Source organism: Nonomuraea sp. NEAU-A123 (assembly GCF_018603905.1).
Taxonomy (GTDB): domain Bacteria; phylum Actinomycetota; class Actinomycetes; order Streptosporangiales; family Streptosporangiaceae; genus Nonomuraea.
On sequence record NZ_JAHFZZ010000002.1, the window covers coordinates 237,413 to 252,877 of the forward strand.

14 protein-coding genes are annotated in these 15,465 nt (G+C 68.4%); 10 read left to right on the forward strand and 4 right to left on the reverse strand.

Annotated elements, in window-relative coordinates:
- Positions 1 to 58: 58 nt before the first annotated feature.
- A complete protein-coding gene (locus KLK06_RS05180; protein ID WP_214634141.1) occupies positions 59 to 3,805 on the forward strand; it encodes a S8 family serine peptidase in 3,747 nt (1,248 codons plus the stop codon).
- Positions 3,806 to 3,883: 78 nt separating this feature from the next.
- Here KLK06_RS05180 and KLK06_RS05185 read toward each other — a convergent pair whose 3' ends face one another.
- On the reverse strand, positions 3,884 to 4,045 hold the full coding sequence (locus KLK06_RS05185) for a hypothetical protein (RefSeq protein WP_214634142.1): 162 nt from the start codon (positions 4,043 to 4,045) through the stop codon (positions 3,884 to 3,886).
- A gap of 34 nt (positions 4,046 to 4,079) precedes the next feature.
- On the opposite strand from KLK06_RS05185, the gene KLK06_RS05190 reads away from it, so the two are divergent.
- Entirely contained in the window at positions 4,080 to 4,349 is a 270-nt protein-coding gene (locus KLK06_RS05190; protein ID WP_308168107.1) for a hypothetical protein, read from the forward strand.
- On the opposite strand, the gene KLK06_RS05195 is transcribed toward KLK06_RS05190, so the two are convergent.
- Positions 4,294 to 5,274: a LacI family DNA-binding transcriptional regulator gene (locus KLK06_RS05195; RefSeq protein WP_214634143.1), complete on the reverse strand. Its 981-nt coding sequence runs from the start codon at positions 5,272 to 5,274 to the stop codon at positions 4,294 to 4,296. The genes KLK06_RS05190 and KLK06_RS05195 overlap by 56 nt on opposite strands.
- A 736-nt stretch (positions 5,275 to 6,010) precedes the next feature.
- Here KLK06_RS05195 and KLK06_RS05200 point away from each other — a divergent pair.
- The 8 genes from KLK06_RS05200 (at position 6,011) to KLK06_RS05235 (ending at position 13,232) form a co-directional block, all read left to right on the forward strand.
- The gene (locus KLK06_RS05200) at positions 6,011 to 7,018 is read left to right on the forward strand and encodes a substrate-binding domain-containing protein (protein WP_214634144.1); all 1,008 of its coding nucleotides are present in this window, start codon (positions 6,011 to 6,013) and stop codon (positions 7,016 to 7,018) included.
- An 86-nt stretch (positions 7,019 to 7,104) separates the two neighbouring features.
- Positions 7,105 to 8,223: an ABC transporter permease gene (locus KLK06_RS05205; protein ID WP_214634145.1), complete on the forward strand. Its 1,119-nt coding sequence runs from the start codon at positions 7,105 to 7,107 to the stop codon at positions 8,221 to 8,223.
- A gap of 35 nt (positions 8,224 to 8,258) precedes the next feature.
- A complete protein-coding gene (locus KLK06_RS05210; RefSeq protein WP_214634146.1) occupies positions 8,259 to 9,053 on the forward strand; it encodes an ATP-binding cassette domain-containing protein in 795 nt (264 codons plus the stop codon).
- Between the two features lie 27 nt (positions 9,054 to 9,080).
- Positions 9,081 to 10,013: a TIM barrel protein gene (locus KLK06_RS05215; protein WP_250904930.1), complete on the forward strand. Its 933-nt coding sequence runs from the start codon at positions 9,081 to 9,083 to the stop codon at positions 10,011 to 10,013.
- A 40-nt stretch (positions 10,014 to 10,053) separates the two neighbouring features.
- Positions 10,054 to 11,058 (forward strand): Gfo/Idh/MocA family protein, encoded by a 1,005-nt coding sequence (locus KLK06_RS62215; RefSeq protein WP_214634147.1) that lies wholly within the window; start codon positions 10,054 to 10,056, stop codon positions 11,056 to 11,058.
- Between the two features lie 13 nt (positions 11,059 to 11,071).
- Positions 11,072 to 11,926 (forward strand): sugar phosphate isomerase/epimerase, encoded by an 855-nt coding sequence (locus tag KLK06_RS05225; protein ID WP_214634148.1) that lies wholly within the window; start codon positions 11,072 to 11,074, stop codon positions 11,924 to 11,926.
- Between the two features lie 61 nt (positions 11,927 to 11,987).
- Entirely contained in the window at positions 11,988 to 12,800 is an 813-nt protein-coding gene (locus KLK06_RS05230) for an SAM-dependent methyltransferase (RefSeq protein ID WP_308168108.1), read from the forward strand.
- A gap of 30 nt (positions 12,801 to 12,830) precedes the next feature.
- Entirely contained in the window at positions 12,831 to 13,232 is a 402-nt protein-coding gene (locus KLK06_RS05235; RefSeq protein WP_214634150.1) for a bifunctional 2-polyprenyl-6-hydroxyphenol methylase/3-demethylubiquinol 3-O-methyltransferase UbiG, read from the forward strand.
- A 384-nt stretch (positions 13,233 to 13,616) separates the two neighbouring features.
- Here the strand turns inward: KLK06_RS05235 and KLK06_RS05240 are convergent, their stop codons facing one another.
- Positions 13,617 to 14,303, reverse strand: coding sequence for a response regulator transcription factor (locus KLK06_RS05240; RefSeq protein ID WP_214634151.1), 687 nt, complete (start codon positions 14,301 to 14,303; stop codon positions 13,617 to 13,619).
- The gene (locus KLK06_RS05245; RefSeq protein WP_214634152.1) at positions 14,300 to 15,421 is read right to left on the reverse strand and encodes a sensor histidine kinase; all 1,122 of its coding nucleotides are present in this window, start codon (positions 15,419 to 15,421) and stop codon (positions 14,300 to 14,302) included. Before KLK06_RS05245 ends, KLK06_RS05240 begins: the two co-directional genes overlap by 4 nt.
- Between the last annotated feature and the right edge of the window lie 44 nt (positions 15,422 to 15,465).

Below are 15,465 nucleotides of genomic sequence, written 5' to 3' on the forward strand. Positions count from 1 at the left end.
CAGATCACGACCACTAGGAATTCGGTAGCTTCTCTTACCAATTCGCTGGAGGTCGTCAATGCTGCGTGGGCGAAAGGCGGTGGCCACCGCCGCGGCGGTGCTGGCCGTCTCCGCGCTGTCGGTGCCCGGCGCGCGAGCCGGCACCGAGCCGGCGACCTCGGGGCTTGTGCGGGGTACGGCCGGCGGTGAGATCACGCTCATCACCGGCGACCAGGTACATGTACGCGCCATCGACGGCGGCCACCAGGCGGTGACGATCACCCCGGCCCCGCGCGCGGACGGCTCCGTGCCGAACTTCCAGGTGCTGGAGGCGGACGGTGAACTGACCGTCATCCCCGACGACGTCGCCGCCCTGGTCCCGCAGCGTCTCGACACCGAGCTGTTCAACGTGTCGGAGCTGGCCGAGGACGGCTACGACACCGCGATCCCGCTCATTTTGACCTACGACGGCAACGTCACCAAGGCCACCATCCCGGCCGTCAAGCAGCTCCGCACCTTGGAGAGCATCGGCGGCGCGGGAGTGTCACTCGCCACCCACGACGCGGCCCGTTTCGGAGCCGCGCTGGCCGGGCTCGCCGCCGGAACCGCAGCCCGTACGGCGAGCCCGCTGGCGGGGGTGTCGAAGATCTGGCTCGACCGCAAGGTGGAGCCAGTGCTGGAGAACAGCGTGCCGCAGATCGGCGCGCCCGAGGCGTGGGCGGCGGGTTTCGACGGTACGGGCACGACCGTAGCCGTGCTCGACACCGGCATCGACGCCGCCCACGCCGACCTGGCCGGGAAGGTCGCCGACCAGCGCGACTTCACCGGCGAGAACGTGACCGGCGACCCCCACGGCCACGGCACCCACGTGGCGAGCACCATCGCGGGCTCCGGCACCGCGTCGGACGGCCGCCGCAAGGGCGTGGCGCCCGGCGCCGGCCTGCTCAACGGCAGGGTTCTGGGCGGCGACGGCACCGGCCAGCTCTCGTGGATCATCGACGGCATGGAGTGGGCGGCGGGGGAGAAGCACGCCCAGATCGTCAACATGAGCCTGGGCAGCCGCGTCGCGGGCGGGCCGCTCACCTCGGCCGTGTCGCGGCTGTCCCAGCAGTACGGCACGTTGTTCGTGGTGGCGGCGGGCAACGACGGCTGTGACGGCTGCGTCGGAGCCCCCGGCGACTCCGCCGACGCGCTGACCGTCGGCGCGGTGGACCGAGACGACAAGCTGGCCGTCTTCTCCAGCAGGGGCCCGATCGCCGCGGACGACTCGGTCAAGCCGGATGTCACCGCGCCGGGCGTGGAGATCACCGCCGCCAGGTCGGGCGGTGGGTACGTCACGATGTCGGGCACCTCGATGGCCACCCCGCACGTCGCGGGCGCCGCGGCGCTGCTGCGGCAGGCGCGCCCCGACCTGACGGGGCCCGAGCTGAAGTCCTTGCTGATGGGGACCGCCAAGCCCACGCCGGGCACGCCCGCGGACGCGCGGGGCACGGGCCGGATCGACGTCGCCGCGGCGCTGAAGGGCGCGGTCATCGCCTCGGCCGGTTCGGTGAACTTCGGCGACCTCGCGGAAGGCGCCGGCAAGAGCGTCACGGTGAAGTACCGCAACCTCGGCAAGGACCCCGTCGAGCTGGATCTGAAGGGCGCCGGCCCGTTCACCGCCGAGCCCGGCACGGTGACCGTGCCCGGCGCCGGGCAGGCCGAGGTGAAGGTGACCCTCAAGGCCGCGACGCCCGGCCTGCTGCGGGAGGAACTGTCGGCGAGCGTTCCCGGCGGCGCCACCGTACGGACCCTGCTGACCGCGAGCGTGGAGCAGCGGCGCGTGGAGCTGAGGGTACGCGGGGTCGCCAGGGACGGCCGCAACGCGCGCGGCGGGTTCACGGTGCTCAACCTGGACGAGGGCACGTTGGTCGGGCGGATTCTGCCCGGCGACCCGGCCCAGCCGTGCACCGAGCAGAAGTCCGGCACCGGCACCTGCCTGCTGGTCAAGCCCGGCACCTACTCCGTGCTCGGCCACATCTTCACCATGCCCGCCACCCAGGACAGCACGGCGTCGGGCAAGCCGCTGAACGAAAGTCTCGTCGGCGACCCCGAGATGAAGATCACCGAGGACACCGAGGTCGTACTCGACGCCCGCAAGGCGGTCGAGGTCGCCATCGAGACCCCCGACCACAAGACCAAGCGGAACATGGGCGCCGCGGCGCAGCTCGCCTGGTACCGCGCCGGCGAGAAGGGCACGGCCCTGCGCGGCGGCACCAACATCTCGCCCGGCGGGCAGGTCGAGGAGCGGCTGTTCATCCAGCCGACCAGGAAGGTCACCAAGGGCACCTTCACCGTCGCCACCCGCTGGCGGCTGGAGGCGCCCGCGATCACCCTGACGGCCCCGGGCCTCGCCCTGAACCCCCAGTACTACGACCCGGTCTCCTTCAGCGACTACGCCACGGAGTATCCGAAGCTGGACGGCACCGAGCTGTTCCTGGCGGTTGACGCCGGGCGCGGCACGGCCGAGGAGATCAAGGCCCGCGACCTGCGCGGCAAGCTGGCGGTCATCCGCCGTACCGACGGCGTGCCGGTCTCCACCCAGTCCAACGCGGCCGCCGCCGCGGGAGCCAGGATGGTGGCGATCTACAGCGACCACCCGGGGGCGGACATCACCTCGGGGGGGACCGGCGTCAAGCTCACGGTCCCGACCGTGCGGCTGACGCAGGAGGAGGGCCTGAAGCTGGTCGAACGGCTGCGGCGGCTGCCCGTGCCCGTCCTGGCCAAGGGGATCGTGGCCAGCCCTTACACCTACGACCTGTACCTGCGTGAGAAGGGCCGGGTGCCGGACTCGCTGCGGTACGTGGTGCGCGACAAGTCGCTGGCCCGCGTCGAGTCGGGCTATCACAGCCAGCTCGCGGACGACGTGACGGTGAACGAGGCGCGGTTCGTCTTCGAGCCGTGGGACACCTCCTCGATCTCCACGAACCGGCCGCTGGCCAAGACGCCGCGTACCCAGGTCCAGTACTTCACCCCCGACCCCGACCTGCGCTGGAGCGCCTCGGCGGGCAGTCCTGAGCGGTTCTACAACACGATGTGGCCGCACGTGGACACCCCGCGCATGGCCCTGTCCTCGCCGGAGTTCCGCAGCTACGAGGCGGGCGAGCGGGTGGAGCGCACCTGGTTCAAGCAGCCGCTGCTGCCGGGCGTCAACCCGCGCAACCCGCTGCGCAGGGAGGGCGACAAGTTGCGCATCTCCATGGAGGGCTTCATCGACGCGGACCGCAACTACGGCGATGCCTACACCAGCCCGTTCGAGCACGGCATGAAGACTGATTTCCGGCTCTACCAGGGCGACAAACTGCTCCAGCAGACCAACTACCTGCCTTCGGGCACGGTGACCCTGCCGGCGGAGAAGTCCGCGTACCGGATCGAGTACGACGTGCGCAACGAGGCCACCTGGGCGAAGCTGTCCACGCGTATCCGGTCGGTGTGGACGTTCGGCTCGGAGCGCACGGCCGCCGCGACCACGGTGATCCCGCTGCTCCTGGCCGGGATCGACGCGCCTGTCGACCTGAAGAACCGGGCCCGCTCGGCCAAGCTCGGCGTGTCCCTCTACCGCCAGGAGGGAGCGGTGCCGAGCGCGGTGAAGCAGGTGTCCCTGGAGGTGTCCTACGACGACGGCGCCACCTGGCGGGCGGCCCGCCTGCGCGCGAAGGGCGGCACGAACTACGAGGCCACGCTGGAGCCGCGCCCGTCGGGCTTCGTCTCGCTGCGACTCAACGCCTCCGACGTCGACGGCAACACCCTCTCCCAGGAAGTCATCCGCGCCTACGCGGCCCGGTGACACACAGACCCGCCGAGCGGATGGGCCACCCCCTCCGGCTCATCCGCTCGGCGTTTCTTTTACCGGCGGGTTCTGGGATCAGCGGCTGGACGCGCTGGCCACCGAGCCGGCGCGCGGCAAACGCGAACGCCGCGCCCCTGGCCCGCCATCGAGAAACGAACACGCATGATCGACATCATCAAGCGGCTCGAACACGTCCACCGCCAACTGGAGGACGGCGACGAGCTCAAGACCCGTCATACTGCGCCGCCACTACGACGCCGGCATCAACGACGTGTGGGACGCCTGCACGTCCGCGGAGCACATCCCCCGCTGGTTCCTGCCCATCGAGGGGGACCTCCGGGCCGGCGGCTGCTACCGGCTCGAAGGCAACGCCGGTGGGGAGGTGCTGGCCTGCGAGCCACCGCGCCACCCGGCATGTGGCAACAGTACGGGCCGGGCGCGGAGCCCGACGCCCGGTGTTCCGCACCCACCGCCGCGGTTCACGGTCAAGCGGGCGGTGGAGCGGTGGTGCCTCGGACGACGAGCCGGGCATCGAGAATGAGCTCGCGGGAGGGGAGCCGGTTGTCGTCCAGACGTTCTACCGCGGAGCGTACGGCAAGCTGGGCCATCTGCTCGGCGTCCTGACGCACGGTGGTGAGGTCGATGTGAGACAGATGAGCTATATGGCTGTCGTCGTAACCGACCACCGAGATGTCTTTCGGGACGTTGACACCCGCGCGGCTGAGCGCGTGCATAAGGCCCATGGCGCACCGGTCGTTGCCGGCCAGCACGGCGGTGGGCAACTGGTGGTCGTGGCGTAAGGTCTCTCCCGCCTTCACCCCGGACTCCTCGGTGTGATCCCCGGGAAGCACCCGGATCTCTTTCTCCAGCCCGTGCTCGCGCATGGCGGCGCGGTACGCGCGACGGCGTTCGGCGGACCCAGGGCCGTTGCCACCGTCGATGTGGACGATGGCGCGATGGCCGAGGCCCACCAGGTGATCAACGGCCTGACGTATGCCCTTGTTCTCGGCGGTGTGGACGCTGTCGACGCCGGCACCCGAAACGCGTCGTCCCACGACAACCGTGGGGGTGTGCTCTCCCACCTCGGCGAGATATTCGGCCTCGGCGTTCGGGCCGAGCAGGATCAATGCCTCGCAGCGGTGGCCCAGCAATGCCTCCACGACCTTCCGCTCGTTCCGAGCCGGACCGAGCGCGCTGAGCAGGACTTCGTAGCCGAGCCGCTCCGCCTCCACATAGATCGCCTCGACAAGGTCGGCATGGAAGGCGTTGCGCACGTTGATCATCACGCCAAGGACCATGCTGCGATTGCGGGCGAGGAGCCGTGCCGCGTTGTCCGGGCGGTAGCCGAGTTCGTCGGCGGCGCGGAGGACCCGGTCACGCGTCTCCTTGCTCGCCCCCGGCTCATTGCGGAACACGAGTGAGACCAGCGCCCGTGATACGCCCACCTGTGCCGCGACATCCGCCATGGTGGGTCGCTTGGTGCGCGTCGAGACCCTTGTAGCGGATGACCCCGTTTGCTCCAACATCAACCCTTTTTCCGATGTGCACGCCTTGTTGCAAGCTGTTGACATTCGGTGTGACCGAGTTCATAGTAACAGCCACTAGAGCGCGCTAGTAGAGCGCGCTCAATGTGAAATCGGATGAAGACATGAAGCCTCGCGAGTCGCCGATGCCTCCTTGGATTACTTGATCGGCAAGAAGGATCATCCCGAAGCGACGGCGAACGGCGGCGTGGTCGCACTTGCCGCGATGCCTGCGAGGCCCCTTCGTCGGCTCGGCTACGAGGACACCACGCAGATCGCCGGACCCTAGCTCGCGCGGCGCACAGACCGTCGAGGCAGTCGGAAGGTTCGATGGGCCGGCGCGCCTATCGCCATCGACCAGGCCGTCAAGGGCATGGCGACCCTAATTGGTCACGTTCTCAGCATGTCCTTATGTCAGGACAAATCTCATCAGCAAAATGTCAAGACATCCTATTGACAGAGCACTTCTTCCGCAGGTTACATCGCTCGAAGCGAAGCCGGTTTCGATGCCGGCCGAACGCACCAAGGGCCCGTTCCAGCCCACCATCGCCCGAGAACATCTCGCTGCACCCCCTGATCCACAAGGACCGTGGTCGCTCCCCGGGAGAGGTAGAACCAAGTGCCGTACTCCATTCGCAGATCCTCGACAAGCTGGCATGTCGCAAACTGGCGCGCTCTAGTGCTCGTCCCGATCATCGTCCTCGCCCTGGCGAGCTGCTCGAATGGTTCGGGCACCGCACAGAACACGCAGTCCACAGAGACCGCGAAGGCCGCCTCGGCGGCAGGGCTGCAGTCCGGGCTCGGCAGCCGGGCCAAGAACCGCAAGATCACGTTCCTGCTTTCCCAGGATCCCGGTGACTCCTTCTGGGGCACCATCTCGCAGGGCGCCAAAGACGCGGCCCAGATGTTCAACCTCGAACTGAACCTGCAGACCAGCCAGGGCGACCCGTCGAAGTACAACGACCTCATCGGCAGTGCCGTCGCTGACAAACCCGCCGCCATCGCGGTGGTGATCGACGACCCGAAGCGCTACACCGAGAACGTCTGCGCGGCCTCGAAGGCCGGCATCTCGGTGCTCGCGTACAACATCACGCAGGAGGGCGAGGTCGCCGCGTGCACCTCGGGCTTCGTCGGCCAGAACTTCGAGGAGGCCGGATACCTCCTGGGCCAGCGCCTGATCTCCGAAGCGAAGCTGCCACGCGGAGCCAAGGTCTTCACCCCGGTCGAGTTCCCCGAACAGGTTTACGCCATCCAGCGCAACGCCGGGGTCCAGAAGGCTCTGGACGCCATCGGCGCGAAGACCGAGATGGTCGCGACCGGCATCGACGACGCAGGAGCCCTGGACAAGATGAGCCAGTACCTGCTCGGCCACAAGAACACCGCGGCGATCGTGCCGCTGGGTGGCACCCCGCATCGCAACGTCGAGGCGGCGATGTCGGACGTCGGGGTCAAGGTCCCGGTGGTCGGCTTCGACCTGTCCAAGCCGGTCATCGACGGAATCAAGAGCGGGGCCATCCTCGCCGCCGCGGACCAGCAGCCCTATGTCCAGGGTTTCCAGACCGTGGCGCAACTGGCGCTGCAGCTCGACTTCGGCCTCAGCCCCGCGACCATCAACTCCGGAGGCAGCGGCCTGGTGGACAAGTCCAACGTCGCGGTCGTCGAGCAGCTGGCAGGCAAGATCCGCTGATCGGATCGGCAACTTGAGGGGCGGGCCCGCACCCGCTGCCGGGCCGCCCACCGGTCACATCCGCGACGGATATGGGAGAGCCAAGCATGAGCAAACCGACCAGCGACGGAGCGCCGTCGCCGACCTTGGGCGGGACCATGGAGGAACATGACCTGGCGGCGGCGCCCGCCGGGGCGGAGCTGACGGCCCCGGTGCAGCGCACCATGGCGGACTCCGTCCCGAAAGGCCGCAGTGAGCAGTTCGGCGGATGGCTGCGGCTGATACGCGGCCGCGGCGCGCTCGAGATCGGCATCATCTTCGTGCTGGTGCAGATCGGTTGCGTCGTCGCCTATCTGATGGCCCCGGACAGCTTTCCCTACCTCTCAGGGGCCAACTTCAACGTACTGAGCCAGTCGATCCCTGTGCTGGCGATCCTGGCGATCGGCGCGGGCGTGCTGATGATCGCGGGCGAGTTCGACCTTTCGCTAGGGATGAACTTCACCCTCTGCGCGCTTGTCTTCATCCATTGGTACTCCGATGGGAACGTGCTCGGCGCGTTCGTCGTGACCTTCGCGATGGGCATCGGCATCGCGCTGCTCAACGGCGTGATCGTGACCAGATTCAAGATCCCGTCGTTCATCGTCACCTTGGGCATGATGCTGTTCTGGGACGGCGCCGCGTTGTTCTACAACGGCAGCTCGGCCGCACGCATGCAGCGCGGCGAGACCCTGCAGACCATCTTCGCCGGGCAGGTGGGCCCCTTCCGCGGTCAGGTCGTATGGCTGGTCCTGGTCGCGGTGTTCTTCTGGGTGCTCATGCACCGGCACAAGCTCGGCAACCACATCTTCGCCGTCGGCGGCAACGAGTCCGCGGCTCGTGCGATATCCATCAACCCGACGCGCATCAAGTTGATCGCCTTCGGGATCCTCGGGCTGTGCGTGGCACTGGCCTCGATCCTGGTCGCGGTGCGGACGCAGTCCGTCCAGCCCGGCACCGGCCGCGGCATGGAGCTGCAGGCCATCGCGGCGGCCGTCGTCGGCGGCGTATCGCTGCGCGGCGGCAAGGGGAGCGTCCTCGGCATGGTGCTCGGTGCGGCACTCATTCTCGTCCTGCAGGACATCCTGCTGCTCTCCGGGGCCCCAGGCTTCTACCTCAACCTGTTCATCGGCGCGATCATCGTTTTCGCCGCCGTCTTCAACCGCCTCATCGAAGGGAAAGCGGAATGAGCATGTCGGCGCCCTCCGGCCAGAACGGAGCGGACATGTCCACCTCCGCCCCGGAGCCGACCGGAGAGGTTCTCCTTGAGTTGTCCGGCATCACCAAGCGATACGGACCGAACGTCTGCCTCAAAGGCGTCGGCTTCCAGATCCGCAAGGGTGAGGTGGTCGGGCTGCTGGGCGACAACGGCGCCGGCAAGTCCACGCTTGTCAAGATCATGTCTGGTGTCGTCAAGGCGGACGGGGGAGACTACGCCTGGCGGGGGAGGAATCTGGCCGCGCCGACCCGTCAGGAGACCGAGAAGCTCGGCGTCGAGACGATCTTCCAGGACTCCGCGCTGGTCCCGTCGCTCACCATCACCCGCAACATCTTCATGGGCCGCGAGCTCACCAACGCTCTTGGCCTGATGAGGCTGCGCAAGATGGACCGCATCGCCGCGGACATCCTCGACAGCGTCGTGACCATCGAGGGCATCAAGAGTCCCCGCCAGCTTGTCGGCTCGCTCTCCGGCGGGCAGCAGCAGGCGGTGGCGATCGCCCGGGCCGTGCACTTCAAGCGCAGCCTGCTCATTCTCGACGAGCCCACCAGCGCACTCGCGGTCCGTGCCACCGAAGCCCTGCTGGCCTACCTCACCCGGCTCAAGGGCGAGGGCGTCAGCTCGCTGCTGGTCACGCACAACCTCCACCATGCCTACGAGGTGTGTGACCGGCACATCGTGATGAACCACGGACGCAAGATCCTTGACACCACTCGCGAGCAGACCTCTGTCAAGGAGCTCACCGCCGCAGTGGTCGAGGGGGAGCTCGGCCTGCAGCGCTACCGCCAGTCGCCTACCTGATCACCGATTCGCTTCCCACCTCTGGAGATGATGTTGAGCACTGCCGCCGACACCAGCCCCCTGTCCCGGATCCGGCTGGGCACGGCCCCCGATTCCTGGGGCGTATGGTTCCCCGATGCCCCGAACCAGGTTCCCTGGTACCGCTTTCTCGACGAAGTGGCAGCGGCCGGTTACCGCTGGATCGAACTCGGCCCGTACGGCTACCTGCCGACAGACCCCGAGCTGCTCCGCGAGGAGCTCGGCCGACGCGGTCTGCGGCTGTCGGGAGGCGCGGTCTTCTCCGGTCTCCACCGCGGCCGGGAGGCACTGAAGGACGCCATCCAGGAGTGCCGCGCGGAGGCCAGGCTGCTCGCCGCGCTCGGCGCGAAACACCTGGTCTCGCTGCCCGAGGGCTACACCGACCTGGACGGGAAGATCACGCAGCCGGTGGACCTGACACCCGGCCAGTGGAAGGACCTCACCTCGGGGATGTCCGAGCTGGCTCGCGTGCTCCGCGAGGAAACCGGCGTGGAGCTGGTCTTCCACCCTCACGCCGACAGCCATGTCGACACCCAGGAGCGCGTGCTGCGGTTCCTGGAGGACACCGACCCCGAATTCGTCTCGCTCTGCCTCGACACCGGCCACATCTCCTACTGCGGCGGGGACAACATCGAGATCATCCGGGCGTTCCCCGAGCGGATCGGCTACGTGCACCTCAAGCAGGTGGACCCCGAGATCGTCCGGCAGGTCCGCGAAGAGGACCTGTGCTTCGCCGAGGCCGTCCGCCGTGGAGCCATGATCGAGCCTCCCACCGGTATTCCCGACATGGAGCCGCTGCTGGCCGAGCTCGGCCGGCTGGACGCCGACCTGTTCGCGATCGTCGAGCAGGACCTCTATCCGTGCCCGCCGGACACTCCGTTCCCCATCGCGACCCGCACCCGGAAGTACTTCAACGGCTGCGGCCTCGGACCGCGTACCTGACCGGCATCTCTCCACGAACTCGAACACGCAAGGAGCCAATGTGGCAATCAAGGTCGGTGTCATCGGGACCGGCAACATCGGGACCGACCACGTGACACGTCTGGCGTCCCAGGTCGTCGGGTCGAAGGTCGTCGCCGTGTTCGACGTCGACACCGCCCGCGCGGAGCGGGTCGGCGCGGGGGTGGGCGCCGTGACGCGCGCGACCGCGCTGGAGGTCATCGAGGACCCCGTGGTCGACGCGGTGGTCATCGCCTCGCCCGGCGATCTCCACGCCGAGCAGGTCCTGGCCTGCATCGCGGCGGGCAAGCCCGTGCTGTGCGAGAAGCCGCTCGCCACCACGACGGCGGATTGCCTCAAGGTCGTCGAAGCCGAGGTCTCATCCGGCCGACGGCTGATCCAGGTCGGCTTCATGCGCCGCTACGACCCCGGTTACAAGGTCGTCAAGGACGCGATCGACAACGGCACCATCGGCGAGGCGCTCCTCGCCCACATGGTCCACCGCAACGCCGTCGTGCCCGATTCCTTCACTAGTTCGATGGCGATGACCGACTCGGTCATCCATGAGATCGACACCACCCGCTGGCTGTTCGGCCAGGAGATCGTGCGCACCACGGTCGTCGCCACCAAGCCGAGCCCGCTGGCCGCGGCCCACCTGCGCGACCCGCAGATCGTGCTACTGGAGCTGGCCGGCGGCGGCGTGGTCACCGTCGAGGTGTTCGTCAACTGCCAGTACGGCTACGACGTGCGCTGCGAGGTCGTGGGGTCCGCGGGCGTTGTGGCATTGGAGACCCCGGGCGCCAATGCGTTGATCCGCGATGGACGGCGCATCGAGACGGTCCCGGCCGACTGGCGGGTCCGGTTCGGCGCGACCTACTTGGCGGAACTGCAGGAGTGGATCAGCGGATTGCTCGCCGGTGCCGTCGCAGGGCCGAGCACGTGGGACGGCTACGCGGCCACCGCGGTCGCGGAAAGCGCTGTCGCCTCACTTGAGTCGGGCGCGCCCGTCCCGGTCGGTCTGGTCGAGCGGCCCGGCCTCTACACCTGAGAGGAAACCGACAATGAAGATCGCTCTTGACCCGTACATGATGCGCCGTACGCCGCTGCTGGAGCTGCCCATGCTCGTCGCGGAGCTGGGCTACGAGCACATCGAGCTCTCGCCCCGCGAGGACTTCATGCCCTTCTTCCTGCACCCAAGGGCCGACAGCCACACCATCGCCGCCTTCAAATCCGCCCTCGCCACAGCGGATGTCAAGCTCGCCTCGGTGCTACCGCTGTACCGCTGGTCCGGACCCGACGAGGAGGAGCGCCAGGCGGCCGTGCGCTATTGGAAGCGGGCCATCGAGATCACGGTCGAGCTCGGCTGCAACGTCATGAACTCGGAGTTCAACGGCCGTCCCGAGCAGGCGTCTCGGAGCGAGGCCATGTTCTGGAGGTCGATGGAGGAACTGCTTCCCGTCTTCGAGCGCGAGGGAGTGGAACTGCGCCTGGAGCCGCATCCCGACGACTTCGTCGAGGACGGCAAGACCGCCGTCGACATGGTGCGGGGGATCAACTCTCCGCTCGTGTCGTTCCTCTACTGCGCGCCGCACACCTTCCACCAGGGCGGCAACATGACCGAGATCATGGAGTACGCCGGCGATCTGCTCACCCACCTGCACGTCGCCGACTCCTTCGACCATCGCGCGTCATCCGGCCTGCGCTACATCGTCAACCCGCCGGGCTCGACCGCCCGGGTCCACCAGCACCTGGACATCGGTCAGGGTGAGGTCGACTGGGACGCATTCTTCGGCACCCTGGGGCGCCTCGGATTCGACGGCACGATGACCGCATGCGTCTTCGCCTGGGAGGACCGGGCGCGGGAGTCGAGCGTGTTCATGCTCCAGGAGATGGCCAAGCGGACTTCCTCCTGGTGAAGGAGCATCTGGAGGTCCTCGCCGTGGTGGAAGATCTACTCTGTCCTCTAGCATGCGACACGTGGCTGAAGGACAGTACCTACCACACGGCATCCCCCCAACGGTGCCCAACGTCGCCCGCATGTACGACTACTACCTGGGCGGCAAGGACAACTTCGCGGTCGACCGGGAAGCAGCGGACAAGATCATCTCGATTGTTCCCAGCGTCCGCTCCACCACCAAGGCCAACCGCGCCTTCCTCGGCAAGGCCGTGTCACTGCTGGCCAGGGCGGGTGTGCGGCAGTTCGTCGACATCGGCGCGGGGCTGCCCACCCAGGACAACGTCCACCAAGTCGTCCAGCGCGTCGCGGCCGACGCCAGGACGGTGTACGTCGACAACGACCCGGTCGTCCTCGTCCACGCCAGGGCGCTGCTGGAGGACAACCCCGAGACCAAGGTCATCGGCGGCGACCTGAGGCGACCCAAGGAGCTCCTCGCCGATCCGGACCTGCGCGAGCACATCGACTTCGGCCGGCCCGTCGCCGTCCTGATGTTGGCCGTCCTGCACTTCATCCCCGACCACGACGAGGTGGACGCGATCGTCGAGACGGTCCGCCGCGCGCTCGTCCCCGGCAGCTATCTGCTGCTGTCGCATTTCTACACTCCCGACGACGAGCAGGACACCGTACGGGCGGGCGCGAAGGCCTACTCGTCCACCAACGCCGGCTCCCTGACCGCCCGCTCGCTGACCCGCATCAACGGCTACCTGTCTGGGCTCGACCTGATCGAACCCGGACTGGTGCCGGTGCGGACCTGGCGACCGGCCTGGGAGGAGGAGGCCGTCGTCGACCTGTCTGTACCGGACCTGCTGGGCGCCGTGGGCCGCGTCCCCTGAGCCGGAGATGAGCGAAGGGAGGCTTCGGCCGTGGCAAGGGACGAGCGGGTGCTTCGGCACTACGCGTTGAACGACGAGGCCGGTCGCCTCTGGGCCACCGCCCGTGGCGAGCTCACCCGCCGACGTACCTGGGACATCTTCGCGCGGTTCCTGCCTGAGCGCGGGCGGGTCGCCGACATCGGAGGCGGTCCGGGGACGCACGCGTCGCATCTCGTCGGACTCGGCTATGAGGTGGTGCTGGTCGATCCGGTGCCACGGCACATCGACCAGGCCGCCGCCGATGCCGGCTTCGCATGCCGTCTCGGAGATGCTCGTGATCTTCCGCTGCCCGACGCGAGTTTCGACGCGGCGCTGCTGATGGGCCCGCTGTATCACCTTGCCGACGCCGCGGACCGGCAGTTGGCGCTGCGGGAGGCCTTCCGGGTGCTGTGACCTGGAGGCCGGCTGCTGGCCGAGGTCATCAGCCGGTACGCGTGGATCATCGACGCCACCGCCCAGGGCCGTCTGACTGATCACGGTATCTGGGACACGTTCGATCTGAATCTGCGTACGGGGGCGAGCAACACCCCGGACCGGCCTGACGAGGTCTTCTGGGCGTACTTCCACCGGATCGAGGAAGTGGTACCTGAAGTGGAGCAGGCCGGGTTCATCCACGAACGCCTCCTGGCCGTGGAGGGGTTCGCATCGTCGCTGGGCAACCTCAAGGAATCGCTCCAGGAGCCGGAACATCTGCTGCGAGCCCTTCGGCTGATCGAGTCCGAGCCATCCATGTTGGGGGTCAGCGCTCATCTGATGACGGTGGCGTCGAAGCCTGGTTCAGTCCGTGCCGGACACCAGTCCCACCCGGTAGGCGAGGACGACCGCCTGTACGCGGTCGCGCAGCTCGAGTTTCGTCAGGATCCGTGACACGTAGGTCTTCACGGTTTCGGGAGTGATGAACAACGTCGCGGCGATCTCCGCGTTCGACAGACCGGCGGCGATCTGTTCGAGCACCTCGAGTTCGCGGCGGGTCAGCGCTCGCACGATCTCGTCCCTGGCCGGGCGGGAGGTGTCGGCGGGGCGGAGCCGTTCGGCGAAGTGGCCGATGAGAGTGCGGGTGACGGCGGGCGCCAGCAAGGAGTCGCCGCGGGCGATGGTCCGGACGCCGTTGACCAGCTCCGCGGGTGGCGCGTCTTTGAGCAGGAAGCCGCCGGCTCCGGCCTTGAGGGCTTCGTAGACGTACTCGTCGACGTTGAAGGTGGTGACGACCAGGACTTTCGCCGGGTCGGCGGTGTCGGGGCCGGTCAGTTGCCGGGTGGCTTCGATGCCGTCCAGGATGGGCATCCGGATGTCCATCACGACGACGTCTGGGCGCAGCCGCCGGGCGGCCTCGACTGCCGCGCGGCCGTCCGCGGCCTCCCCGATGACGTCCATGTCGGGCTGGGCGGAGAAGATGGTGATGTAGCCGGCGCGTACCAGTGCCTGGTCCTCGCAGATGAGCACCCGGATCGGCGGGTCCGTCATGGGTTGCTCCCGAAGGGGATGAGGGCGCGGACGCTGAACCCGCCGCCGGGCCGGGCCGTGGCCACCAGTACGCCATCGAGCAGGCGTACCCGTTCGCGCAGCCCGTCCAGACCTCGTCCGCCCGACGGCACCATGGATGCGGCATCGGTGGGTCCGTCGGTGGTCACCTCGATTTCGAGGTGATCGTCGTGGTGGTGGACCGTGACCGTCGTGGACCGTCCTGTCGCGTGCTTGATCGCGTTGGTGAGTGCCTCCTGCACGACCCGGTAGGCGGCCAGTTCCACGTCGACGGCCTGCGGTCGCGGGTCTCCGTGTTCGGTCAGCTCGACGGGCTGGCCGGACAGCCGGGCCTGTTCGACCAGATCGCCGATCCGGCCCAGCGTCGGCGTACGGTGCGCGACCGCCGAATCGCCGGTCGCCTCCAGCACGCCGAGCAGGTGCCGGAGTTCCGTCAGTGCTCGGCGGCCGGTGTCGCTGATGGCGGCCAGTCCGTCCGCGGCGCGCTCCGGGGCGCCGCTGATCAGGAACTGTGCCGCGTCGGCCTGGACCACCATGGCGGTCACATGGTGGGTGACCACGTCATGGAGTTCGCGGGCGATACGCGCGCGCTCGGCGGCCGTGGCCACGTCCGCGCTGAGCCGCCGGAGCTCGGCCTCTTCAGCCCGCCACCGGCGCATCCCGGCACCAGCCAACCAGCTCACCGCCAACGCCAGATAGAACGCGAGGAAGTCCTGGGCTCGATCGGGTGACCCCAGGCTGTGCAGCACGACCACCAGCACGCCATAGCCCGCGGTCGACACCGCTACGAGGCCGCGACGGAACCGGGCCTGATGGGCTCCGGCGGCGTACAGGGACAGATAGAGCCCGATGCTGGCGAACGTCGGCGGATAGGCCAGCGCCTGATGCAGGGCGAAGGCGGTGCCGATGACCGCCAGACAGGCCGCGGGCCAGCGGCTGCGCATCGCCAGCGGCGCGGACTGAGCCAGGGTCAGCGTCACGGCCAGCGCGTCCGATGGGCGCCTGGGCAGGTCGCCGAGCTGCGCCGAGATGGTGGACAGTGTCGGCTCGAACGCCAGGAGCGTGAGCACCGCCGCGAGCACACCATCCTTCACGGACATCGGGTGGGCTCGCCACCAACCTGGCCAGGAACGGACAGAACGTG

Coding starts and splice junctions, on each gene's coding strand:
- KLK06_RS05180 (WP_214634141.1), top strand. CDS start 59: ATGCTGCGTGGGCGAAAGGCGGTGGCCACCGCCGCGGCGGTGCTGGCC.
- KLK06_RS05185 (WP_214634142.1), bottom strand. CDS start 4,045: ATGACGGGTCTTGAGCTCGTCGCCGTCCTCCAGTTGGCGGTGGACGTG.
- KLK06_RS05195 (WP_214634143.1), bottom strand. CDS start 5,274: ATGGCGGATGTCGCGGCACAGGTGGGCGTATCACGGGCGCTGGTCTCA.
- KLK06_RS05205 (WP_214634145.1), top strand. CDS start 7,105: ATGAGCAAACCGACCAGCGACGGAGCGCCGTCGCCGACCTTGGGCGGG.
- KLK06_RS05210 (WP_214634146.1), top strand. CDS start 8,259: ATGTCCACCTCCGCCCCGGAGCCGACCGGAGAGGTTCTCCTTGAGTTG.
- KLK06_RS05215 (WP_250904930.1), top strand. CDS start 9,081: ATGATGTTGAGCACTGCCGCCGACACCAGCCCCCTGTCCCGGATCCGG.
- KLK06_RS05225 (WP_214634148.1), top strand. CDS start 11,072: ATGAAGATCGCTCTTGACCCGTACATGATGCGCCGTACGCCGCTGCTG.
- KLK06_RS05240 (WP_214634151.1), bottom strand. CDS start 14,303: ATGACGGACCCGCCGATCCGGGTGCTCATCTGCGAGGACCAGGCACTG.
- KLK06_RS05245 (WP_214634152.1), bottom strand. CDS start 15,421: ATGTCCGTGAAGGATGGTGTGCTCGCGGCGGTGCTCACGCTCCTGGCG.